This is a genomic window from Paenibacillus sp. FJAT-26967 (assembly GCF_001541095.1).
GTDB lineage: Bacteria > Bacillota > Bacilli > Paenibacillales > NBRC-103111 > Paenibacillus_F.
Genome location: NZ_LMXH01000002.1, coordinates 153,324 through 176,266, shown reverse-complemented (window position 1 = coordinate 176,266; position 22,943 = coordinate 153,324). Strand labels below are relative to the sequence as shown.

Below are 22,943 nucleotides of genomic sequence, written 5' to 3'. Positions count from 1 at the left end.
GCCCTGGAATCTTCATTCCCGGGCAGGCTCTTTTTTATGAAGATCAACAGCATAAGGGTTGCCTGAAATTCGGATTGTTTCACGTACAACAAGATTTAGCTTTCTTTTTCAACAAAAAAGGCGGAAAGGCGCTGTTTTTCAGCACTCATTCCGCCTTTTTCACCGCTATTTGAAGGTCTGCAAATCTCGGGAAGTATTAACAATGTGTCTGGATGTAACTGACAACGCCGCTCTTCCGTCTGTGCAGACGGTCCTTGCGTGAACCATCACGCAAGTTCGCAGGAGCGGCACGGCAGCACAATCGTAAACGTCGTGCCCTGGCCCAGCTTGCTGCGCATCGTAATGGTCCCCTGATGCGCATCTACGATGTTCTTGACGATGGCCAGGCCCAGTCCTGTTCCGCCGGTTGCCCCGCGTGTCCGAGCCTTGTCTGCTTTATAAAAGCGCTCGAACACGTATGGCACGTCCTCGGCCGGGATTCCCTGGCCTTCGTCAATCACTTCAATCTGGCAGCCGGGACCGGATTTATACGAACACGATTCTGCTTTAATCGTGATCCCCCGGCCGCCCGGCGTATGCCGGAATGCGTTGTCGAGCAGGTTCGTGAGCACCTGCTCCAGCCTGTCTTCATCCGCCAAGCAGAAGAGCTCCTCCTGCGGCAGTTCGAAGCTCAGGCGAATATCCTTCTCCCTCGCCAGGACGGAGAACTTGCGGTGCATCCGTTTCATGAGCCCGCCTACATCCGTCCGGTTGAAGTTCATCTCGAGATGGCCGGCCTCCATACGGGCCAGATCGAGCAGGTCCCTGACGAGGCGGCCCATCCGCAGCGCCTCGTCATAGATCACCTGAGCGAGCTCCTGCCGCTCCTCGGGCGATCCCGCGATGTCGTCGATCAGGGCTTCGCTGTAGCCCTGTACCATGGACAGCGGTGTCCGCAGCTCATGAGAGACATTGGCCACGAAGTCTTTGCGGAGCTTGTCAAGGCGGAACTCCTCCGTAACATCACGGAGGACCGCAACCGCTCCGCGGACGCCTTCGCGTGAGTGCAGCGGGGTCATAGCCACCGACCAGACTTCGTTCTCCACGTGGAGTTTGTCCGTCTGTTCACGCGCTTCCTTGACGACATGGCGGAACATAACCGCAAGCGGAGCCGGAATGCTGCGGCCTGCCGGAATGAGGGAAGTCTCTTCCCCCTCCTCCGGCTGAATATCCGGGTTCCATGTGATTTTGTTCCATTCCTGAATAATCTTATCTCCCTGCGGGTTCGTCAGCGTGACAGAGCCCTCTGAATCAAAGGTCATGACGGCATCTGTCATACTTCTCAGTACGCTGGCAAGGTTTTCTTTCTCTCGGCGGAGTGCCCTCACGCTCTCTTGCAAATCCTCGCCCATCACGTTAAAAGATTTCGCAAGCTCCCCGATTTCGTCGGATGATAAAATAGGCACTTTCGTCCCGTACTCCCCTTTGGATATACGTCCGGCCGCTTCTTTGAGCTGAAGCAGCGGCCGCGTAATCCGGTAGAACAAGAAGAAAGCAAAAACGGTCGTCATAAGAAATCCGATAATCGAAACAATGACAAATAGTTTAAAAACATCCCACTGCGTCGACTCCAATGATTTCAAAGACTGATAAATAATAATGGCGCCTTGTACTTCATTGGAACCGTTATTCGGACTCGCATAAATGGGAACAGCTACGGCAATGTAGTCATTCCGCGTATTCGTTTTTTTCTCGTTATAGGGTATCTGCTTCTCCACTATAGATCCGCTTAATACGGAAGCCAGTTCTTGTTCCGAGAAAAAATCGACCGCATGGAAACGAAGAAGTTCTTCGTTGTTCCCGGTTGCGGCCGAATTCAGCTCAGTCAGCGATTTGTCGAGTACAATCATCCTGGCATCCTGTAGCTCCAAAAGCTCGTTAGCCATCTGGTAATATTCATCATCTCTCATAGGATGAGAAGACGCTCCGATGGAATAATCGGTTGCTAATTTCTCGAGATTCTTGATCTGATCTTCAGACTGGGAAAAATATTGCTCCAGAGACTGAACGAGAAACAATCCAAGAATCATCAGTATAAGGGCTACGAGTCCGATAATCGTTAACCACAGCTTGCCGACAACGCTTCGCAGACTAAACACGTTATTTCGGCACCTCTAACTTGTATCCTACGCCCCATACCGTGGTAATCATGACAGCAGCCTCAGTCGACACTTTGTTGAGCTTCTCGCGCAGCCTTTTCACGTGCGTATCAACCGTACGTAAATCTCCGAAAAACTCATAATTCCAAACATCTTTGAGCAGCTCTTCACGCGAGAAAACTTTATCAGGAGAAACTGCCAGATAATGCAGCAGCTCATATTCTTTAGGTGTCAACGCCACTTCCTGGCCTCCCGCCGATACACGGTGAGCATCATGTTCGATAACCAGGTGGGGAAATACAATGTTATTGCTTGAATTCGCATCTTTGGACAGAAAAGCGGTAGCCGATGATCTGCGCAGAATGGCTTTTACCCGGTAGATGACTTCTCTCGGGGAAAAAGGCTTGACCACATAATCATCTGCACCGACTTCAAAGCCGTGGACGCGGTTGGTCTCTTCGCCTTTGGCAGTCAGCATGATAACCGGAGTTGATTTCACCTGCCGCAGTCGTGCGCACACCTCTGTACCATCAATACCCGGAAGCATCAGATCAAGCAGAATCAGATCAAAGTCACGTTCTGTAGCCAGAGCCAGTGCCGTCTCCCCGTCTTCCGCCTCTTCAATCCCGTAGCCTTCTTTCTCGAGATACATACGAAGCAGACGCCGAATTCTTTCTTCATCGTCCACAACCAGAATATGCAATTTCTGTTCCATGGAGTTTCACAGTCCCTTCCGTCCGTAAACGATAGTAGCGAATGATTGGTTCCTTTGATTACATGTTCGTGTAGTTCAAATTATACACCGGAATAAGAGTGCAGACCAGCAATGACAAGGTTAACACCGACCAGTGTGAACATAACGACCAGGAAGCCGATAACGGCAAGCCACGCAGACCGCTTGCCCTGCCACCCTCTGGATAGTCTCAAATGCAGGAAGACCGCATAGAACAACCATACGATAAGCGCCCATACTTCCTTAGGGTCCCATCCCCAGAACCGTCCCCAAGCCTTATGGGCCCAGATCATCGCGAAGATGAGAGCTCCGAGTGTGAAGATCGGGTAACCGATGGCAATGGAACGGTAACCGATCTCATCCAGATCCTCCGGCTCCATGCCTTTCATAATAGGCGAGATCGCCTTGCCGACCGACTTGCGCAGAATCAGGCGCAGCAGTCCATATAGCACAATGCCGCCGAGAACCGTCCACACGACCGTGTTTAACTTACGACCGGCATTCTCTCCGCTCATCCAGGAAGGAGCCGTAAAGAGAGGCTTGTCCATTCCGAGGAATGTGTCCATGTGTTCCAAATTGGCTTGATAAGGCGCCACAATTGGAGGGAGTACGTATGTTACGGACTGCGCCACCTTATTTTGTGTTCCATCATTGCTTTTCACAATGGATTCTTTAGTAAACTTCGCTTCGTAACCTGCTGCATTGAACGTAAAGACTGATCCGATAAAGGCAACCAGCATGAAGATAACGAAGATGGTAAATTCCACACCTCTTTGCTCTTTGCGGTCTTTGGCTTCTTTGCCGTCAAAATTGACCGTGCGGAGCAGGTACATGAGCCCAGCCGCAAAACCAACGGCGAAGAATGCCTCGCCCGCTGCTGCTGTTGACACGTGAATCTTCAGCCAATAGCTCTGGAGCGCCGGGATTAACGGTTGTACTTCGTTTGGGAATACAGCCGCATAAGCGATCATCAGAACTACGACCGGCAGAGAAAACACCCCGAGAACCGGGGTACGATAAATGGCGTACATAACCAGGAAGGCAGCCATAATGGCCAGTCCAAGGAAAGTCATAAACTCGAACATGTTGCTGAGCGGGAAGTGACCTCCGCCGTACCAGCGGGTAAAGAAGTAAATAATCTGAGCTAAGAGGCCTACCGCAGATAAGATGTAAGCCGCGCCACCCCACTTGCGCGAATGCTTCGCTGCATCACGATTGCTCCATGTCTTACCCGTAATGGCAAGCACGAAAATCAGAAATGCGATACAGTAAATAATAAAAGAAATGAGCAAGGCATTACCGCTAATAGCTAACCAATTCAATGTGCATCCCCTCCTTTTTCTAGCTGCTTCTGATCGGTCTCAATTCCCGTTGCCGATAGAGCCGCTGCAACCTCTTTGCGGACTCCGAACCAGTTCTTGTTCGTGTGCGCGCCAAGCACCAGACGGCCTTCGTCTATGCGGATCCAGACCCGCCGGTGCTGCCAGTAAAAGCCCATAATTAATCCCAGCATTCCTATCGCAGAACCGGCCCAGATGTAAGGGAGTGCCCGGTCCGTGCGGATATTAAGGAAGGAAGTGAAGGTTGAAAATGATACTTTATCCATCGAATCGACGGACAGTTCGAATTTACTGCCCAGTGCACCGTTAATCTCGTCTTGCCGGAATTCCTGTTTATCGACTTGACGCGGGAAGTACAAGTACGGCTCCCCTTTTTCATTCAGGCCCGGACCTGTCATCTGAAAAATAAACGCTGGAGCTTTGGCTTCGTTCGACTTCGTAATCGGTTCTCCCTTTTCGTCTAAACCAAAATCCGGGAAGTAGCCCTTGAGCGATAATCGATAGGGCCCGACTTCATAAGAAGATTGAGGGTCTTTCATAGGAAGCACAAAGCTGCCATAGGCTTCGCCTGTCTGTTTATTCTTAAGAGTCGGCTGAACCGAGATTAACAGAGGGTCATCTTCGTAATCATATTGGAAGGCAAGCAGTCCCTTATAATCGAGGGGCTCGTTCACAATAATCTTCTGCCGGTGGACTTCTTTGAGCTCCGGTTCCTGTCCCGGCGTGTCACACCTGGCTTCGCATGAATAAATAACCGCTTGCGTTTCATAGATCTTGGGTACCGCGCGGTTGCGTTCTTTGAATTCATCTGTCATTTCTTCAGGTTTGTAGAAATCAATCGTGAACTTCTCGTTCTTGATATAAAGTGAGGTCTCGGGAATTCTCTTCGTTTCCCCTTCACGTATTCCCAAGTATTGATCCATATGCCAGCCCGGGAAACTTCTCATTAATACCGCAAGCAGGAAAATAATCAGACCGATATGAAGAACGTAGGGCCCCCAACGGCTGAAACGGTATTTCTCGGCCAATAGTGCCGTACCGTCCGTATGTACGCGATATCTTTTTTTGCGGAGCTGATTCGCCATTTCTTCCGTCCAGGCCAGCTCGTCCTTGCCCGCCGGAATTTGTCCGTCGAAAGATACTTTCTGGCGCAGCAGAAAACTGTGATGCTTGCGGATGCTTTGTTTGGACAAAGCGCGGTAAAGCGGGAGCACCCGGTCCAGACTGCATATGACCAGCGATGTGCCGATCATGAGAATCAGCAGCTTGAACCACCAGGATTCGTAGGTATGGGAGAGTCCAAGCAAATAATAAATGTGCCCCAGCGTCCCGTAGGTTTCTTTGTAGTAAGTAGAAGGTTCCACGGAGATAAAGTTGCTTTCCTGCGGATAGATCGTTCCGAGTGAAGAGCCGACCAGTGTTAAAGCAATGATCCAGACAGCTATTTTCACCGAGGAAAAGAAATTCCAGATTTTGTTGATCCAGGAGGGATTCTGACGTTGTGAACGCCTGGCCACTCCATCGTATCTCATCTCCAGTATGTCACTGGCTTGCGCCTCTTCGGTCAGCGGCTTGCCGCAATATTCACAGAGCACGGTGCCTACGTGGTTCTGATGCCCACATTCGCATTTCGTATTCTGAAACATGCCGCATCCCCCCTCTATGCAGTTAGATTCAATTGTCTTGCTTAATTGCCCTGCTTGCCTTGCTCACCTTCACTTGCCCTGCTGCGCGCCTTCCGTCAACTTCTTCAACATGTTTTCAATAAACGGTTCGTCCATTTCGCCTTTGTGGATCTTCATAATCGTTCCGTCCGGCTTAATAAAGAGAGTCGTCGGGTACTCGACTACCCCATACTGTTTACGAACGACATGTTCACTATCCAGCAGAATAGGAAGCGTCAGGTTATACTGATCAATAAAACTTTGTACCGTTACGCGGCTTGCATCCAGATTAACTTCCAGAAATTCGACGTTTTTGTCTTTCGAAAGATTATACTGGCTCTGCAGCGCAGGCATTTCCTTCTTGCAGGGAGGACAAAATGTTCCCCAGAAATTAATGAGTACAGCCTTGCCTGCATAATCGGATAGCTTGTACGTTTTGTTGTCGAGGCCCGCTAAAGTGAAGTCAGGTGCTTTAGAACCTTCAACCGGATACTTATTATCATCGGAAGATGTTAAATTGCTCACAATTGTGTAGACCCCGATGATCAGAACAATACTCAAAATGATAATTTGAATCCATTTTTTGTTCTTTTTCACGCAAAACACCCTCAATTTCAGACATAACTATACTCATTATAACGAAAAAAAAGGCCAGACTTAACGGCCTTTTTGAATTTTATGTGACTGCAAGGCCTCATCGCGCAAGCTGTTAACTTCGTCATTGCGCAGTATTCTGTACTTGCCTCTCGGCAGACCGGCCAGCAGGAGCGGACCGTATTGTACCCTTCTCAGTCGCATAACCGGGAAAGACACCGCTTCGAACATTCTTCTGACTTGGCGGTTCCGGCCTTCATAGATTGTAATCGAAATCACGGTCTCGTTCTTCTCCGGACGGACATCGACGTATTCGGCTTCAGCGGGAGCGGTCATACCGTCATCCAGCTTAATGCCCGCTCTCAGCTTATCCAGAACGGAACCGTGCACAACACCTTTAACGGTAGCATGATACGTTTTGGCGACATGATGTCTCGGATGCATCATCAGGTTCGCAAATTCACCGTCATTGGTAAGAATAAGAAGACCTTCCGTATCGTAATCAAGCCGTCCCACCGGATAGACGCGTTCTCTTATCCCGGGCAGATAGTCGGTTACGACTTTACGGCCTTTTGGATCAGAAGCACTTGTAATGACGCCTTTGGGTTTGTTCAATATGACATATACTTTCGTCTGCTGCCTAATGCCGCGACCGTCCACCGTAATGACGTCTTCTGCGGGATTCACCTTGAAGCCGAGCTGTGTAACGACCTCGTCGTTCACAATAACCCGTCCTGCCGAAATAAGTTCCTCGCTTTTTCTGCGGGAAGCCACTCCGGCCTCGGCCAGCACTTTCTGCAATCTCTCCATGCTTACGTTCACCTCAAAGCTTATGATACCTATCCTGGAGGGAAATCACAAGCTTCGATCAAGGAAAATGTTAGTCCGATCCTAAAGCCTGTCCTTTTATTGTTACCATTTCTTGCAAGGAGCATTCAATGAAAGGCGAATTAGTCTGTTCCTTTTGGTACATTAGGATGAGAAAACAAGCAAACAAATAATAATAGAAGCGATAAAGCCGACTACATCGGAAATAAGACCTACTTTGAGCGCGTACCCCGCCTTACGGATTCCTATCGCGCCGAAATATACGGTTATCACATAAAGGGTTGTGTCCGTACTGCCTTGAACCGTAGAGGCTATTCTCCCAATTAACGAATCGGGTCCGAACTGGGCGATGAGGTCTGTCGTAAAGGCAAGCGATCCCGCACCCGTAATCGGGCGCAGGATAGCCAGAGGAAGAACCTCGGAAGGCACCCCGAATGCCTGGAACAGCGGCTTAAGCCAGCCGAGGGTCAATTCAAGTGCACCTGATGCCCGGAATATACTGATGGCAACCATCATCCCTACGAGATGCGGGATAATTTTGATCGCGGTATCGAACCCTTCCTTGGCACCCTCCACAAACGATTCATAGACGGGAACCTTCCGGTAAGCGGCGTACAGGGGAATAAAGACGATTAGGACCGGGATCGCCCAGGCGGAGAGCAGGGTTACGAGTGCATACACTGGCCGCTCACCCCCTCGTGGTTGGAATTAAGGTTTGCTTCCGCCTGTACCAGCGGTCTACTATAATGGCAGCGGCAGTTGAAATCGCGGTAGCGAGCAGGGTAGTCCCCACAATCTCAGCCGGATTAACCGAGTTGTAATTCATCCGGATGGCAATCAGCGTGGTCGGTATTAAGGTAATGCTGGCCGTGTTGAGGGCAAGCAGTGTACACATAGCCGGACTGGCCGCGTTTTTGTCCGGATTTAATTTTTGCAGCTCCTGCATGGCTTTAATCCCCATGGGAGTAGCTGCATTACCCAGTCCCAAGATGTTGGCGCTCATATTAGACATGATGTATCCGAGCGCCGGGTGATCCTTCGGAATGCCCGGAAAAAGGAACCGGACCACGGGGCGCAGCAGAAAAGCAAGCTTGGACAGAAGACCCGCATCTTCCGCAATCCTCATAATCCCGAGCCAAAAAACGAGTACACTGATCAGGCCGAAGCACACAGTGACGCCGCTCTTGGCCCCGTCGAATGCAGCCTGTGTAACGGTTTCCACATTGCCTTGAACAGCCGATACGATGAAGCCTGTCACGATAAAAAACAACCAGATCCAATTGACCATACCTATCTCTCCTCTCTACCGGATTATATGCATGCCCTTACTTGTACGACCTATGGTGAAAGCATAGCCTTGAGTACTTTGCGAAAGACGACATTCATTTCATTCCACAGAGTTATATCCGATTCACTTGCCCGGAAGCCAAATGCCGATTTGTCGGCGGCCTTCAGTCTGGGACTGCCGGCCTCTACAAGCGGAACCGCTCCGATAACGGTATCTCCCAGCTTAAGTACGAGCTTGCCGCGTTCGCCCAGCCGCGATTCCAGCCATTCCGGCGGGTACAGCTCTGTGATGCGGGAAATCTTGTCCTTCTCCTCCGTCAGCAGCGGGTAAGCGAAATCAGCAGCAGCCACGAAATTAGTGCCCTCTACGGGCTTCCCTCTCTCGAGTAGAGGAACGAGCGGGTAGTTCTCGTATCCCCAGTTGAGCAGCTTGGCATGATCCGCCCAATCATCTCCGTCATTCAGAGTCACAACAGCGAACTGTTGGCCGCTTCGTGTTGCGGATGATACGAGACAGCGCTTAGCAAGCTTCGTGTATCCCGTCTTGACCCCATCGGAGCCTTCAAAGAGACTCAGCATCTTATTCTTGTTGAACCACGTATACTCCCACGAATCATTCGGATTCGGCACTTTGATCATTTTCGTCTGGACAATTTCCTGAAAGCTTGGATTCTTGAGACTGTACGCAGCCAGCTTAGCCATATCATTGGCAGTCGAGAAATGCTCACCCTCGTCAAGGCCCGAAGGATTGGAGAAATTCGAATGCTCCATGCCGATCTGTTCCGCTTTACGGTTCATCATAACAGCGAAGCCTTCAACACTTCCCCCTACATGCTCTGCTATAGCGGTCGCCGCATCATTGCCGGAACGCAGCATAAGGCCGTAGAGCATATGCTTCAAGTTCATTTCTTGTCCCGCTTTCAGGTACAAAGAAGAGCCTTCTTTGCCTGCCGCACGGCTGCTGACTTTAACGACATCGGTCAGCTTGCCTTCTTCTATGGCGACAATCGCCGTCATAATTTTGGTCAGACTGGCGATCCGCATGGGCCTGTCTCCCCGTTTGCTGTATACCAGCCGGCCCGATTTCACGTCGATCAGAGCTGCGGCTTCTGCATGAGTACCGATTTGCGGAGGTCCCGCCCCTAAGACCGCTCCACTCCATAGATTCAACATGCACAACAGCGCAAGCACACCGGACACCCATATCCGTCTGCTCATAAGCGTTCCTCCCATTTGCCTTCGCATCCGATTATTTAAGATAGCGCCCAAGCCGGGAGCCTTGTACATGTATATGCCCGTCAAGCATGCTTCATTCCGCTTGTCTGATCTTGGGGACAAGACACGCTTTTCCCTTTATAGAGTGTGTTATGCTATTAGATAACGGCTGTTCTAAAACGAATGAGGTGAAAATAGTGGTAAGGAGATTATAGATAGCATCCTGAAATTGAGGTCGCGATATTTTTTAAAAGACTACTTTAATCTGCAGGAGTTGTATTACGGATGAAACAGAATAAATATGATGAAGAAACTTTCTTTTCTGCTTACGAACAAATGCCGCGATCCGTCAAAGGGCTTGAAGGTGCTGGAGAATGGCATGTCCTGCAAGCACTGATACCCGAGCAGCAGGCAAGCTCTGTGACAGGCGTAGATCTTTCCGAGAAAATGCTTCAAAAGGCTCGTGAAAATACGGATGATCCTTTCATTACATATATAAAGGCTCCTATTGAAGACATTCAATTTACGGACTCACAATTTGATGTGGTTATCAGTTCGTTGGCTTTTCACTATATTATGTCGTTTGAAACAATCTGCCGGAAAGTCTATGCTTGGCTGAAGCCCGGGGGAAGTTTTATTTTTTCAGTCGAACATCCCATCTTTACTTCCCGAAGCGAGCAAGATTGGTACTCGGATGACCAAGGAAACCGGCTTCACTGGCCAGTCGACCACTATCAATCTGAAGGAATACGTGAAACCTCCTTCTTAACGGAGAACGTTGTTAAATATCACCGGACCCTCTCAACCTATCTGAATGACTTAATCAGCTCCGGATTTAACATAAGAGCCGTCAAAGAGCCCATGCCTTCTGATGAACTGTTACAAACAGTACCTGAAATGAAGGATGAAAACCGGAGACCTATGTTTTTAATCATTTCAGCAGCAAAGGGACCTGCTTAATCCTGCTATAAATTCGAGTTTGAAAACAAGACAAAAAAGCTGTTCAATAAAGAACAGCTTTTTTGGTCTGATCAACGGCCAGAGTCAGTTCATATCGACGGAATCTGCCTGAATCGTAATATTCGGAGTTGATCCCTGGGACTGCGCATTCGACGACGTGCCACTGCTTTTGAAAATCGTCTGTACGCGGTCAACAATTTGCGGGGCGGAGTCGATAAGTCTTTCAAACAAGTGGGTCTGATTGTCAAGCGGTACAATTTTGACTCCATGAATGCCTACAACCAGAAAAGCGATTGGCGTAATGGATACGCCGCCGCCGCTACCACCGCCGAAAGGCATAGATACCGTAGCATTCTCTCCAGCGCCGGGAATCGTTTCCGTCGTAAACTCACTTCCGCCTGCTGCAAATCCGAATCCGACTTTAGAGATCGGCATGATGACACTGCCATCCGGAGTCTCAACCGGATCACCTACAATGGTGTTGACATCGACCATGGCTTTAATATTCTCCATGGCCGTTTTCATTAAGCCTTGAATAGGGTGATCTGTCAATGAAGTCTCCTCCTTTGTTCCTTCAAGACAGGGTTCCGGCCTGAAGGAGTAATAGGTCTGCATCCGGTAGGTTGCCCTGCACTTGTCCATTCTATGTAAGGGTGCTTTCTCATGTCGGTGCCGGTTCCCTTCGGGTCTTGGGCTTATGCAGCGCCCGCCGGATGAGGTTTACCCAGGCTTTGAAGCCGCCTGGAGTACGGATAATCCGGACAAGGAGCCGGATAACCGAGAGGATTAAGGACCACACCGACACTCTTACTTCCCCTACAAACTTGATTTGCAGCATCATCCGGTTATATTGCGGGTTAACAGCGAGCTGCGGGGTCGTCTCCAAAGGAATGTAACGGGTCATAATACCAATCGCAATCGACTTTAAGGACCATACGGCCCCAGTCAAAACGGCCGTATGAGGTGCGTCCCCGACCCCTATGCCCGTCGTCCATTTGAGCTCGGAGCAGCGGAATAATTGAAGGGTCTGCACCGTCCACTTTTTTATTCCTTTTGTATTCAGCAATATTTCCTTGGCATCCCTTTTAAAGCGGCGAATCATTTCTTGATCAATTTTATCCTTCCGGTCCTCATTCACTTTCAGTTTGTTCTCATTTACTTTGGTTTCCGCTACCAAAATCCCCTCATTAAAATTAAGAAATTTTACAGCAGGCAGATTAAACCGGTAACACACTAAGCCATAGAGCGCCTTTATCTGCAAATAAATCTCGTCATTCTGATCCATCCGGCTCCAAAAGCCGGTAAACTTAACCGGGCTCACGATTACAACCCCTATTAGAGCGGCGAGCAGTACCGCCAGTATGGCTCCGATCACCACTATCGTTCATCCCTCCTTCAGGTCCTAACAATTGCTGCTAGTAGTATCACCGCAGTCCATAATTTCATGCAGCAGACCTGGATTTGCGCGGCATGCCAACAAAAAAACGCCTCTTTTTCAAAAATGAAAAGGAAGGCGTCGTTCGTTGGTTTGATAGGTTGTACTATTAATCCTAGCTGTCTTAAGAGCTTGTAAAAGGATCGTCATCATCCGGAGCGGGAAGAAGTGCGGTGTCGTTCTCGTCCGCTACTAATGTATTCTCTTCATTCCCTAAATCCTCAAATGTGAGCTGATCGGTATTGTCACCGTCCAATTTGTCGAACAGGAGCTTCGTCTCCTCCTCCAGATCGAAATCTCCCACAAAAGAGGGTGATTCGGGAAGCTCCTGAATGGAACTGAGTCCGAAGTATTCCAGAAATGGCTTGGATGTTCCGTACAAGATCGGTCTTCCGATAGCTTCCGCGCGTCCGGTCTCGATAATTAATTCCTTGGCCATTAAAGTGTGCAGGGCACGCTCGGACTTCACACCGCGGATTTCTTCAATCTCCACCCGGGTAATAGGCTGTTTGTACGCTACAATCGACAAAGTCTCCAAAGCTGCCTGAGACAAGGAGGAACGAGATGGAGAGTAAGCCAGACGCTCGAAATACGGAGCATGCTCCGGCACTGTCGTCATCTGATAAGCGCCTGCAACCCTCGTGATTTGGACGCCTCGTCCGGTGCGGCGCAAATCCTCGGTCAATTCATCAACCAGCTCCGTAACGAAATGCACATCCGATTCCAGTACGTCTGCCAGCTGCTTTTTGTCCAGTCCCTCGTCCCCGGCTACAAAGAGCAGTCCTTCAATAATCGATTTCATCTGTTGATAATCCATCGGACAGTTCTCCCTCCTTGGCCTGAATAACGATGTCATCGAACAGCCTGTGCTGAAAGCACTGAATTTTCTTCATCTTCATCAGTTCCAGTATCGCTAAAAATGTGACTACAATTTCCTCGCGGCTGCAGTCCTTTTCGAACATTTTCGAGAACAAGATGCGTCCTCCCTTGTTCTGAAGAAGCTCAATAATATCGACAATCCGGTCTTTGACGGAGATTTCATCGCGCCGGATTTTGGCAACCTGATTGCGGTGAACCATTTTGCGGAGTGTCCGCTGAAAAGCCATCATCAAGTCGCTTACTCCCAGGCCTTTGACCGGATTCTCCTGGATCTGCGGCGTGTAAGGCGTCAGATCTTCGGGTTCACGGGTAAACACCAGACTGCGTTCAACCTCTTTGTCCCTCAGCAAATCCGCTATCGCTTTGTATTTACGATATTCAATCAGCTTCTGCACCAGCTCTGCGCGAGGATCGACATCTTCCTCTTCGTAGAAATCGAATTCCATGTCCAATACAGGCGGTTTCGGCAAAAGCATTTTGCTCTTAATCGCAAGCAGCGTAGCCGCCATAACCAGGAATTCGCTGGTGACTTCCAGTTCCAGCTCATGCATAGCCTGGACATACGCCATGTACTGCTCCGTAATGTCCTTGATCGGGATATTATAGATGTCAACCTCGGATTTGTCGATCAGATGCAGCAGAAGATCGAGCGGCCCTTCGAACACTTCCAGTTTATACAGCATTTTCATAACATCGTTCTCCCAAAAAAAAGATCCCCGTCCAAGTAGGCCGGGGCTTTCGAATCCTTGCTTGCAGCCGTCTGGGAGCACGCCCGCGGTACAGCCGTGCTTAACCCTTCAACTGCTTCGTCAGATTTGCCATTTCAATGGCGGTAACAGCAGCGTCCCAGCCCTTGTTACCCGCTTTAGTTCCTGCTCGTTCGATAGCCTGCTCAATAGAGTCGGTAGTCAGAACGCCGAAAATCGTAGGAACCCCCGTCTTAAGTGAAACAGCCGACACACCCTTCGCTGCTTCATTGCAAACATAATCAAAATGCGGAGTCGAACCGCGAATGACCGTTCCAAGTGTAATCACCGCATCGTACTTTCCGGCTTCAGCCATTTTCTGAGCGATCAAAGGAATTTCAAATGCTCCAGGTACCCAAGCCACTTCAATTTCAGTTTCCTCAACTCCATGACGCTGCAGGGCATCAAGCGCTCCCGCCAGCAGTTTGGATGTAATAAACTCGTTAAAACGACCTACAACAATCCCATATTTTAATCCTTGCGAAATGAGGTTACCTTCATAATTCTTGACCATGTGTACCTACTCCTTCATCTTCTAGTATACAAACCTATCTTCCATATAAAAAGAGATATTTTGCGAAAACAGAAATCAGCTCGGATCAAACCGGAGCAAATGCCCTAATTTTTCCTGCTTGGTATGCAAATAGCGGGCATTATCTTCGTTGTGGGGCAGCTGAATCTGAACCCGCTCAACAACTTCGAGTCCATATCCTTCCAGACCGGTAATTTTACGCGGGTTGTTGGTCAATAGGCGCATTTGACGGACACCGAGGTCTTTCAATATTTGCGCACCCACGCCATATTCCCTCAAATCCGGCGCAAAACCAAGTTTTTCATTGGCTTGGACGGTATCCAGACCTTCTTCCTGAAGAACATAAGCTTTCAGTTTATTAATGAGACCAATGCCTCGGCCTTCCTGGCGCATATAAAGAAGGATACCGGCCCCTGCCTCATTGATCTGCTGCAGCGCCGAAGCAAGCTGAGGGCCGCAGTCACACCGGTGGGAATGAAACACGTCGCCAGTCAGACACTCGGAGTGCACTCGCACCAGAACAGGGACAGAAGGGTCTATTTTACCTTTGACCAAAGCCACATGTTCCTTCTGATCAATCTGGTTTGTATAGGCAATTGCCCGGAAAGTACCGAAGTCTGTTGGCAAATTAGCTTCCACTTCCCTCTGGACAAGCTTCTCCTGCTCGTTGCGGTACCGGATCAGATCCTTGATGGTGATAATTTTGAGATCATGAATCCGGGCCACTTCCATCAGATCCGGCACCCGCGCCATCGTACCGTCTTCTTTAATCACCTCACAGATAACAGCAGCCGGGTAAGAGCCGCACATACGGGCGAGATCAACCGCCGCTTCCGTATGACCTGCACGCCGCAGCACGCCGCCCTTCTTGGCGATAAGCGGAAAAACATGACCGGGTCGACGGAATTGCAGAGGCTTTGCAGCCGGATCAATAAGCGCCTGCACGGTACGCGAACGTTCATAAGCCGATATACCCGTTGTGGTATCCGCATGATCGATTGAAACCGTAAAGGCAGTCCCGTGATAATCCGTATTGCGGGAGACCATCGGGGGCAGGTCCAGCTCCCCGGCGCGTTCTTCGGTTAACGGAGTACACACGAGGCCCCTACCTTCTCTGATCATGAAGTTAATGACTTCGGGGGTCGCTTTATCCGCAAGGGCAATGAAATCGCCCTCGTTCTCGCGGTCTTCATCGTCTACGACGATAATAACTTTCCCCGCGGCCAGATCTTGAACAGCTTCCTCTATCGAATGAAATGTGTAGGTTTCTCTCTCAGCCATACTTATCCCTCCTTTGTTTCTTGAGTCAGAAAAAGCCGTTCTCGGCTAAAAAGTTTTTCGTTAGTCCGCCCCGTGAAGCGGCGGAGCCAGCTCCTTTTGCTGCCGAAGGCTGCAGAAGTTTTTCAATATATTTCCCCAGCACATCACATTCCATGTTTACCGTGTCCCCCGGATGCTTATCCTGCAGGACGGTCTGAGCCAGCGTGTGGGGGATAATGGAGACCGCGAAGGTCTGCTCCGTTACATCTACCAGAGTCAGTGAAATCCCGTCAATCGTAATTGAACCGCCTGGTATCATATAGCGCAGCACATCCGGATTGGCCGGCTGCAAACGATAGACAACCGCGTTCTCTTCAGGAGTCCGCGTACGAATAGCGGCTGTACTATCGACATGCCCCTGCACGATGTGCCCTCCGAACCTGCCACTTGCCGGCATGGCCCTCTCCAGATTAACGCGGGCTCCTGTCTGAAGCCCGTTCAGGTTCGTCTTACGGTAGGTCTCGGGCATCACGTCTACGGCAAATGTGTGTTTATCGTAGGCGATCACCGTCAAACAGACACCATTAACGGCAATGCTGTCACCCAATTTGACATCTTCGAGAACAAGAGAGGCACCGATCGTCAGCACCATGGCCTGACCTTGTTTGTGTATCCGGCGCATCACGCCGATTTCTTCGATTATTCCGGTAAACATGATGAAGCCTCCTCTTCGGCGTACTGCGGATAACCGGTCAGACAGACATCGTCGCCGACCGTTTGAACCGTCATTCCGGCCAGCCGGATCGCCTCACTCATCCGGCCGAAGCCGCCGAATGAGACGTTGTCGGGTGCCTGTGCCCCGCCGCCGATCCACTTCGGGGCGAAGAAGAGGACCGCCTTGTCCACAAGCCGGTTCTCCAGCATCGCCCCGCTGAGCCGTCCTCCGCCCTCCAGCAGGACGGAGGGGACTTCCATCTCGCCGAGCAGCCTCATCGCGAGCGGGAGATCGACGTGCGGTCCGCTGCCGCACGTCAGCACCTTGGCGCCCTGCGCTTCAAGCGCTTCGCGTCTTGAAGCCGGGGCGCCTGCGGTGGTCAGGATGAGCGTAGACCCCTCATCCTGACCCGCCGGCAGCACCCGCGCGGACAGCGGCGTCCTCAGCTGCGAGTCGACGACGACCCGCAGCGGGTGGAGCGCCGGTACGGCCAGCCGGGTGGTCAGCTCCGGATCATCGGCAAGCACTGTGCCGATGCCGACCATGATGGCGGCATGCCGGTGCCGCATCGTGTGTACGAGCTCGCGCGCCGGGGCGCCGGTAATCCATTTGCTGTCGCCTGTGCGGGCAGCAATTTTGCCGTCGAGCGTGCTCGCGTTCTTCATCGTGACAAAAGGCAGCCGGGTCACGATGAATTTATTGAACGCCTCGTTCATGGCGTTCGCCTCTTCTGCGAGCAGGCCGGCATCCACCCGGACGCCGCTGCACTTCAGCCTCGCGATGCCGGAACCCGCAACGAGCGGGTTCGGGTCCACCGAGGCTACGACGACGCGGCGCACCCCGCTGCGGATGAGCCGGTCGCTGCATGGAGGCGTGCGCCCGTAATGGCTGCACGGCTCCAGCGTGACATACGCGGTGGCTCCGGCCGCTTCTGCACCGGCCATCTGCAGCGCAAGCACTTCGGCGTGGCCTTCGCCCCGCCTCAGATGCGCACCCATGCCTACGATGCGGCCGTCTTTGACAAGCACACAGCCCACGACCGGATTTACCCCGGTCTGGCCTTGAGCGCTTTGCGCCATCTGGAGCGCAAGACGCATATAAGTTTCATCCTGCAAAGGCTGAAGCATGGTTTGGTCGCTCCTCATCCGCTGAAATTTAAATCCGTAACAACCCGTCGTGCTATTATCGCTAAAACATCAAAAAAACCCCCGGTTCCAATGAACGGGGGTCGTTGTAAGATGAAAGTCGACAAAGAATAAAGATCAGCTGTTTACTAAGTTTACAGTCAAACTGCGCAGTAGAAGAAAGGTCTGCACGAAAGCAGTCCTTACGTTACAACTAAACAGCAGCGGCGGAGCTCATTATCCGCCTGAGACTTTGCGCACCTGTTCAGGATTTTCTTTAATTGCCGGTACAGTCAGAAAGATCAGCCTCCAGAGAAATTGATGCATGTGCTGCACCATACCGCACATACAGGGATCAAACCGGAATAACTGTCTTCTAGCGTCAGCAAACAAAGGAATCCCCGTCCTTATATTACATACAAGGAAAGGTTCCTGGAACATTTCATTTCCTATTCTCCCATTGCAAAAGCAAGACTCAAACAGCCATTCCATAATTTGTTTAATAATACCAAAAAAATGACGACTGCCTTCCATCCGCTCCCGTATCTAAGATAATAGGTTAAGAAAGGTACGTTTAAACATTCGTACACAGATTCTTTTCTTCTCCTTCTCCCATCCAGACTGTAACTGTCGGTCTCGGACTCTCACCAAGTCAGCCGGAGCCTGAAGATCTTGCGTTGGTACGCTGGATAAACAGATTCCGGGTCACGGACTAAGCCGCAGTCCGGTAATCCGGTACTGCTGCAACACCGCCGGTAGGGAATTTCACCCTGCCCCGAAGGATAACTCAATTATGCGATTGTAATTGGTTTGAATGAATAGTACCATTGTGCCTTTAAAAAATCAAGTTTATATACAACAAAATTAGTCGGATATAAGTTCCTTACGTATAAAAGCCGCCTATCCGGGATATGGTGATAGCACGGATGATCATGCATGAGTACTCCGATCAGCATGAGTACACCGAAAAGCATGAGCGGTACCGATTAAGAAAGGAACTCTTATATGTCCGAACCCCCAGACCTGAGAACGACTGCCCTCTCCGTCCCGGATAAAGCGGCTCCCAAGTATCCTTTTCCCCTCATTTCCTATGGGCACGTGTTCCCGCTCAACCTGTACACAGCCGGGATTACCAAAGCAGAGCTCTGGATGCTTCTTGATCAGACGGGAGTTAACTCGCTCTCAGAAGTTATCCAAGCAGAATTAACGCAGCCAGGCTGTTTAGTCGTTGTTTCCAGACATAATAACAGACGAGCGAACCGTGATCAGCAGCCCTGACCGATTCTCTAGCTTCCTCTCCTATCGCCATTTCCAGACGAAAAAAAAGCCCTGTTTTCGCACATCATATATGCGCGAAAACAGGGCTTTGTCGGGAAAAAGCTGCCCGCAGCCAGACTGGAAACTTAACTCCAGCCGCTGAAGAAGTTTATTAAGCTTCTACAATTTCAACTTTCTCCATAACGTCGCGTCCCTTGAAAGCATCTACATACTCCATGCCTTTGACGACTTTACCGAAAACGGTATGTTGACCGTCCAGGTGAGGCTGCGGCTGGTAGCAAATGTAGAATTGGCTGCCACCTGTATTGCGGCCTGCATGTGCCATCGCAAGGGTACCGCGCTCATGTTTGTTCGGGTTGATTTCGCAATCGATCGTGTAGCCTGGACCGCCGGTACCACTACCGTTCGGGCAGCCGCCTTGAGCTACGAAGCCCGGAATTACGCGGTGAAAATTCAGGCCATTGTAAAAGCCGGACTGAGCCAGTTTCTCGAAGTTCGCTACCGTGTTCGGAGCATCCTTCTCAAACAGGTCGATCACAACTTCTCCGCCGCCTGCCATCGTGATTTTCGCTTGTTTTGCCATGTGAAACACTCTCCTTTATGTATAGGTTCCTGCCTAGATTGCGGTAATTAAGATTGAACAAGCAATCCTTTACATTGTACTCCAAATCATCTGCATGCACAAATAAGGAAAAAAAAGCAGCCTTTTTGAATTTCTCTTCTTTGTTTCCCGTTCTTTCCCTATATAAGAAAGAACCGGATCGCCTCCGGTTCTTTCCTGCTTCTATTTATCCGCATACGCATCTAATTGAACGGAATAAACGAAACCTCAAACGGATTGAAGGTCTGTTACCGGGCTGTTTCTTTCTGCTTCATCCGCTCAGGCACTACGTCATTACGGACAAGATCGTCATGCGTCTCCCTCTTGACAGCCAGATCGGATTCCCCGTCCTTCACGAAAACCAGAGCCGGTCTGCGGATACGGTTATAATTGCTGGCCATCGCATAGTTATAAGCGCCCGTGCTGGCTACAGCAAGAATGTCACCGCTGTTCACGACAGGCAGCTGCACATCCCATATCAGCATATCGCCGCTTTCACAGCACTTGCCTGCAATGGATACCAGCTCATCCGCCGCATCATTAGCCCGGTTGGCAAGCATAGCCTCGTATTCGGATTGGTATAAGGCCGGACGGGGATTGTCAGTCATTCCTCCGTCTACCGACACGTATTTGCGTACGCCCGGAATGTCTTTGCTTGTTCCGACCGTATACAAAGTTGTACCCGCATCGCCTACAATACTGCGGCCCGGCTCAATCCAAATTTCCGGCATCGGATAGGAAACCGCATGGAACTGTGTCTTGACAGCTTCAGAGATCGCTTCCACGTAAGTCGACATGGGAAGCGGGGTGTCGCCTTCCACATAACGTATGCCGAATCCGCCTCCCAGGTTAATTACCGGGAATACGATTTGGAGCTCATCCCTTACACGGGAGGCGAAGGATGCCATTTTCTCAGCGGCAAGCGAGAAACCCTCCACCTCAAAAATCTGTGATCCAATATGGGAATGGATACCGAGAAGCCGTACATGAGCAGACTGGGACGCTTCGCGCACCGCTTCAAAAGCCGCACCGTTGCCCAGATCAAATCCGAACTTCGAATCGATCTGGCCCGTCGAAATATACTCATGCGTATGAGCTTCTACACCCGGCGTTATTCTCAATAGAATAGGAACACGCTTTCCTTTCTCTCCGGCAATGGCGTTCAAAAGGCGAAGCTCCGTCAAATTATCGACTACGAAACAGCCGATTCCGGCATCGAGCGCCATCTCAATTTCCATAGGCGTTTTGTTGTTGCCGTGGAAATGAATGCGTTCCGGCGGGAATCCTGCCTGAAGGGCTGTGTACAGCTCCCCATCGGAAACCACGTCCAGAGAGAGCCCCTCTTGTTCCACAATACGGCACATGGCCATGACACAGAGTGCTTTGCTTGCGTAAGCTACCTGAAATTTCAAACCCGTTGCCTGGAAAGCATCGACAAACTCGCGGCAGCGTCTGCGCACAAGCGCCTCATCCATGACATACAGCGGCGTTCCATAACGCTGAACAAGCTCGGTGGAATCGACACCGCCTATTTCCAGGTGCCCTTTATCGTTAATTTTGCTAGTTCCATGAAGATACATCGTCAGTTTCCCCTCTTCGTCACCGTTATCCTCTACGTTTCTCCGCATAGCTCTCCGTTACATTATTAATTAAAGTATCATAATGTCACCGGGCTGACAACACAACTTTTTACGGAGAACATAAAGCGGTCACGCCGGGCTTTTATCAGGCGGCTGGCGCGTGACATCTTTGGCTCTTGTAATACTGAGCCGGGTCTTATGCTTAAGCACCGGAAGCCGGAACACAATGTTGAGCAGCCCTTTCCCGTTAAAGGGAATAAACGGCCACATGTAAGGCGCGTTGTAGGAACGCTGCGCACATAAGAAAATCATCCACAGGGTACACAAACCTACGAAGCCCGGCACCTTGAAGATAGCTACCGCAAAAAGCAGCAGAAGCCGCACAATCCGGTTAGCCAGACTGAGCTCATAGCTCGGCGTGGCGAACATACCGATCGTTGCTATTGAAATGTAGAAAATGATCTCGTTGGTGAATAAGCCTGTCTTAACCGCAATATCCCCGATCAAGATTGCGGCCACCAGGCCCATGGCTACCGAGAGCGGTGTCGGAGTATGCACGGAGGCCATTCTCATGAGGTCAATCCCCAGCTCCGCAAGCAGGAATTGAATCAGGATTGGAATTTGTCCAAGCTCCTGAGGTCCGATAAATTCAAGCCCAGCCGGTTTTAAGGAAGGCTCCAGCACCAGCAAATACCAGAGTGGAAGCAGGAAAATCGAAGCCAGCATCCCCATGAATCTCACCCATCTGAGATAACTGCCGATAATGGGAAGCTGGCGGTACTCTTCCGCATGCTGCACGTGATGAAAGAAGGTCGTCGGCATGATCATGACGCTCGGCGACGTATCCGCCATAACAATGGCATGCCCTTCGAGCAGATGAGCCGATGCCACATCCGGCCTCTCCGTATACCTTACCTTCGGGTAAGGGTTCCAGTTGCTGTTCATGATGGCTTCTTCCAGCTGCTTCTCAGCCAGGGGAATTCCGTCAATCTCGACTTGTTTGATTTTATCCCGCAAAGACTGCACGAGATCGTTGTTCGCTATATCGTTAATATATGCGATACAGATATCTGTGCTCGTGCGCTTACCTACCTGTGTGATTTCCAGCCTAAGCTGCGGATCCCGAATCCGTCTTCGCACTAACGCTACGTTCGTCATCAGCGTCTCTACGAAGCCGTCTCTCGAACCGCGGACAACCCGCTCCAAATCCGGTTCTTCCGTTGACCTTGAAGGAAATTGCTTGGCATCGATAACGATTGCCTGCTTCTCCCCTTCGATAAATACAGCCGTGCCGCCGGCCAGAACTTGACCGATTACTTCTTCCATCGTCTCGTAGGGCTCAACTTGGATATGAGGAATGAGATACTCTATCAGCGCATTGGCGGGTGCTGCCCGCATCGCTTCATCATGAACCGTCGATAATCGATCGAGTACAAGCGTCAGCACGTCATCCTTGGCGAATCCATTGACATAGAAAAACCCGGTACGAATCGTATCAAACACCATTTCGCGAAGAACAAGGTCAAAAGAAGTACCTAATCCAGCCCGTTTTTCCAATTCGGCTTTAATCGCTTCCATTTTAAAGGGAATCGGGTCATTTTTTTGACCCGTTTTCTTTGAATTTTGCGGTTCCTGCCCCTGATTCGCATCTTCCGGTGCGTCTTCCGGGGCTCTGGCTGCGTTCTGCCGTTGATCGGCTGGCACACCGCTTTCCTCCTGGTTGGAAGCGGTTTGCTCTTTGCCGCTGACAGAGACAGTGCCTGGACCGGACGTATCATCCTGCCCGTCTTGCTCATCTTGAGCAGAAGCGGTCACCTTGATATTATCCTGTAAGATCGTCTTGATTCCAAAATCGGTTCTGCTGTCATCAGAAGACTCGGAACTCTCAACCATTTTATCCGAAGCTGTAAATAAGTTCCCCTCTTCATCTATCTGCAGAGCCTCGGGCTGCCGGGTTTCCGCCGATTGTTTGTTCCCGCGTTTTTTGTCCATCATCTGGCCCATTAGCTTCTTCACCTGTTCTTCCTCCTTCAA

The 22,943-nt window shown here is 50.4% G+C and carries 22 protein-coding genes and 1 riboswitch; of the genes, 2 read left to right on the top strand and 20 right to left on the bottom strand.

What is annotated here, in order from left to right; genetic code table 11:
• Nucleotides 1-266: 266 nt before the first annotated feature.
• The 9 genes from AR333_RS10725 to AR333_RS10685 all read right to left on the bottom strand — a co-directional run bounded on the left by AR333_RS10725 (nt 267) and on the right by AR333_RS10685 (nt 9,802).
• Nucleotides 267-2,138 carry an ATP-binding protein gene (locus tag AR333_RS10725; protein ID WP_068775365.1) on the bottom strand — a complete coding sequence of 624 codons (1,872 nt, stop codon included), beginning with the start codon at nt 2,136-2,138 and terminating at the stop codon, nt 267-269.
• A gap of 1 nt (nt 2,139) precedes the next feature.
• On the bottom strand, nt 2,140-2,853 hold the full coding sequence (locus tag AR333_RS10720) for a response regulator transcription factor (protein ID WP_068775364.1): 714 nt from the start codon (nt 2,851-2,853) through the stop codon (nt 2,140-2,142).
• Between the two features lie 80 nt (nt 2,854-2,933).
• The gene (ccsA, locus tag AR333_RS10715) at nt 2,934-4,193 is read right to left on the bottom strand and encodes a cytochrome c biogenesis protein CcsA (RefSeq protein WP_068775363.1); all 1,260 of its coding nucleotides are present in this window, start codon (nt 4,191-4,193) and stop codon (nt 2,934-2,936) included.
• Nucleotides 4,190-5,857: a cytochrome c biogenesis protein ResB gene (locus AR333_RS10710; protein WP_068775362.1), complete on the bottom strand. Its 1,668-nt coding sequence runs from the start codon at nt 5,855-5,857 to the stop codon at nt 4,190-4,192. Before AR333_RS10710 ends, ccsA begins: the two co-directional genes overlap by 4 nt.
• Before the next feature lie 69 nt (nt 5,858-5,926).
• Entirely contained in the window at nt 5,927-6,472 is a 546-nt protein-coding gene (gene resA / locus AR333_RS10705; RefSeq protein WP_068775361.1) for a thiol-disulfide oxidoreductase ResA, read from the bottom strand.
• Between the two features lie 60 nt (nt 6,473-6,532).
• Nucleotides 6,533-7,279: a pseudouridine synthase gene (locus AR333_RS10700; RefSeq protein WP_068775360.1), complete on the bottom strand. Its 747-nt coding sequence runs from the start codon at nt 7,277-7,279 to the stop codon at nt 6,533-6,535.
• 162 nt (nt 7,280-7,441) lie between these two features.
• Nucleotides 7,442-7,978, bottom strand: a complete 537-nt coding sequence (locus AR333_RS10695; protein WP_068775359.1) for a spore maturation protein — start codon at nt 7,976-7,978, stop codon at nt 7,442-7,444.
• 7 nt (nt 7,979-7,985) lie between these two features.
• Nucleotides 7,986-8,585 (bottom strand): nucleoside recognition domain-containing protein, encoded by a 600-nt coding sequence (locus tag AR333_RS10690; protein ID WP_068775358.1) that lies wholly within the window; start codon nt 8,583-8,585, stop codon nt 7,986-7,988.
• Between the two features lie 50 nt (nt 8,586-8,635).
• Nucleotides 8,636-9,802, bottom strand: a complete 1,167-nt coding sequence (locus AR333_RS10685) for a D-alanyl-D-alanine carboxypeptidase family protein (protein WP_068775357.1) — start codon at nt 9,800-9,802, stop codon at nt 8,636-8,638.
• 282 nt (nt 9,803-10,084) lie between these two features.
• On the opposite strand from AR333_RS10685, the gene AR333_RS10680 reads away from it, so the two are divergent.
• Nucleotides 10,085-10,759, top strand: a complete 675-nt coding sequence (locus AR333_RS10680) for a class I SAM-dependent methyltransferase (protein ID WP_068775356.1) — start codon at nt 10,085-10,087, stop codon at nt 10,757-10,759.
• A gap of 84 nt (nt 10,760-10,843) precedes the next feature.
• On the opposite strand, the gene ytfJ is transcribed toward AR333_RS10680, so the two are convergent.
• From ytfJ to ribD, 8 genes are all read right to left on the bottom strand, one after another.
• Complete coding sequence (gene ytfJ / locus AR333_RS10675) at nt 10,844-11,311, bottom strand: GerW family sporulation protein (protein WP_068775355.1); 468 nt, start codon at nt 11,309-11,311, stop codon at nt 10,844-10,846.
• 109 nt (nt 11,312-11,420) lie between these two features.
• A complete protein-coding gene (locus AR333_RS10670) occupies nt 11,421-12,137 on the bottom strand; it encodes a DUF2953 domain-containing protein (RefSeq protein WP_068775354.1) in 717 nt (238 codons plus the stop codon).
• 181 nt (nt 12,138-12,318) lie between these two features.
• Nucleotides 12,319-13,011, bottom strand: a complete 693-nt coding sequence (scpB, locus tag AR333_RS10665) for an SMC-Scp complex subunit ScpB (RefSeq protein WP_084783603.1) — start codon at nt 13,009-13,011, stop codon at nt 12,319-12,321.
• Entirely contained in the window at nt 12,980-13,762 is a 783-nt protein-coding gene (locus AR333_RS10660; RefSeq protein ID WP_068775353.1) for a ScpA family protein, read from the bottom strand. Before AR333_RS10660 ends, scpB begins: the two co-directional genes overlap by 32 nt.
• A gap of 100 nt (nt 13,763-13,862) precedes the next feature.
• On the bottom strand, nt 13,863-14,333 hold the full coding sequence (gene ribE, locus AR333_RS10655; protein ID WP_068775352.1) for a 6,7-dimethyl-8-ribityllumazine synthase: 471 nt from the start codon (nt 14,331-14,333) through the stop codon (nt 13,863-13,865).
• A 75-nt stretch (nt 14,334-14,408) separates the two neighbouring features.
• On the bottom strand, nt 14,409-15,632 hold the full coding sequence (locus AR333_RS10650; protein ID WP_068775351.1) for a bifunctional 3,4-dihydroxy-2-butanone-4-phosphate synthase/GTP cyclohydrolase II: 1,224 nt from the start codon (nt 15,630-15,632) through the stop codon (nt 14,409-14,411).
• A 25-nt stretch (nt 15,633-15,657) separates the two neighbouring features.
• The gene (ribE, locus tag AR333_RS10645; RefSeq protein WP_068775350.1) at nt 15,658-16,326 is read right to left on the bottom strand and encodes a riboflavin synthase; all 669 of its coding nucleotides are present in this window, start codon (nt 16,324-16,326) and stop codon (nt 15,658-15,660) included.
• Complete coding sequence (ribD, locus tag AR333_RS10640) at nt 16,311-17,453, bottom strand: bifunctional diaminohydroxyphosphoribosylaminopyrimidine deaminase/5-amino-6-(5-phosphoribosylamino)uracil reductase RibD (protein ID WP_068775349.1); 1,143 nt, start codon at nt 17,451-17,453, stop codon at nt 16,311-16,313. Before ribD ends, ribE (AR333_RS10645) begins: the two co-directional genes overlap by 16 nt.
• A 597-nt stretch (nt 17,454-18,050) precedes the next feature.
• Nucleotides 18,051-18,237: riboswitch (FMN riboswitch) on the bottom strand.
• A gap of 218 nt (nt 18,238-18,455) precedes the next feature.
• On the opposite strand from ribD, the gene AR333_RS10630 reads away from it, so the two are divergent.
• On the top strand, nt 18,456-18,728 hold the full coding sequence (locus AR333_RS10630; protein ID WP_068775347.1) for a YetF domain-containing protein: 273 nt from the start codon (nt 18,456-18,458) through the stop codon (nt 18,726-18,728).
• A 151-nt stretch (nt 18,729-18,879) separates the two neighbouring features.
• On the opposite strand, the gene AR333_RS10625 is transcribed toward AR333_RS10630, so the two are convergent.
• The 3 genes from AR333_RS10625 to AR333_RS10615 all read right to left on the bottom strand — a co-directional run bounded on the left by AR333_RS10625 (nt 18,880) and on the right by AR333_RS10615 (nt 22,925).
• The gene (locus tag AR333_RS10625; RefSeq protein ID WP_068775346.1) at nt 18,880-19,311 is read right to left on the bottom strand and encodes a peptidylprolyl isomerase; all 432 of its coding nucleotides are present in this window, start codon (nt 19,309-19,311) and stop codon (nt 18,880-18,882) included.
• A 266-nt stretch (nt 19,312-19,577) separates the two neighbouring features.
• A complete protein-coding gene (gene lysA / locus AR333_RS10620) occupies nt 19,578-20,909 on the bottom strand; it encodes a diaminopimelate decarboxylase (RefSeq protein ID WP_068776065.1) in 1,332 nt (443 codons plus the stop codon).
• Nucleotides 20,910-21,038: 129 nt separating this feature from the next.
• Entirely contained in the window at nt 21,039-22,925 is a 1,887-nt protein-coding gene (locus AR333_RS10615; RefSeq protein WP_253735806.1) for a spore germination protein, read from the bottom strand.
• Nucleotides 22,926-22,943 lie beyond the last annotated feature (18 nt).

Bases quoted from the DNA above. Each gene is read 5' to 3' on its own strand.
- AR333_RS10720 (WP_068775364.1), bottom strand. From the start codon at position 2,853: ATGGAACAGAAATTGCATATTCTGGTTGTGGACGATGAAGAAAGAATT.
- AR333_RS10710 (WP_068775362.1), bottom strand. From the start codon at position 5,857: ATGTTTCAGAATACGAAATGCGAATGTGGGCATCAGAACCACGTAGGC.
- AR333_RS10700 (WP_068775360.1), bottom strand. From the start codon at position 7,279: ATGGAGAGATTGCAGAAAGTGCTGGCCGAGGCCGGAGTGGCTTCCCGC.
- AR333_RS10690 (WP_068775358.1), bottom strand. From the start codon at position 8,585: ATGGTCAATTGGATCTGGTTGTTTTTTATCGTGACAGGCTTCATCGTA.
- AR333_RS10685 (WP_068775357.1), bottom strand. From the start codon at position 9,802: ATGAGCAGACGGATATGGGTGTCCGGTGTGCTTGCGCTGTTGTGCATG.
- AR333_RS10680 (WP_068775356.1), top strand. From the start codon at position 10,085: ATGAAACAGAATAAATATGATGAAGAAACTTTCTTTTCTGCTTACGAA.
- scpB (WP_084783603.1), bottom strand. From the start codon at position 13,011: ATGGATTATCAACAGATGAAATCGATTATTGAAGGACTGCTCTTTGTA.
- AR333_RS10660 (WP_068775353.1), bottom strand. From the start codon at position 13,762: ATGAAAATGCTGTATAAACTGGAAGTGTTCGAAGGGCCGCTCGATCTT.
- ribE (WP_068775352.1), bottom strand. From the start codon at position 14,333: ATGGTCAAGAATTATGAAGGTAACCTCATTTCGCAAGGATTAAAATAT.
- AR333_RS10650 (WP_068775351.1), bottom strand. From the start codon at position 15,632: ATGGCTGAGAGAGAAACCTACACATTTCATTCGATAGAGGAAGCTGTT.
- ribE (WP_068775350.1), bottom strand. From the start codon at position 16,326: ATGTTTACCGGAATAATCGAAGAAATCGGCGTGATGCGCCGGATACAC.
- ribD (WP_068775349.1), bottom strand. From the start codon at position 17,453: ATGCTTCAGCCTTTGCAGGATGAAACTTATATGCGTCTTGCGCTCCAG.
- AR333_RS10630 (WP_068775347.1), top strand. From the start codon at position 18,456: ATGTCCGAACCCCCAGACCTGAGAACGACTGCCCTCTCCGTCCCGGAT.
- AR333_RS10625 (WP_068775346.1), bottom strand. From the start codon at position 19,311: ATGGCAAAACAAGCGAAAATCACGATGGCAGGCGGCGGAGAAGTTGTG.
- lysA (WP_068776065.1), bottom strand. From the start codon at position 20,909: ATGTATCTTCATGGAACTAGCAAAATTAACGATAAAGGGCACCTGGAA.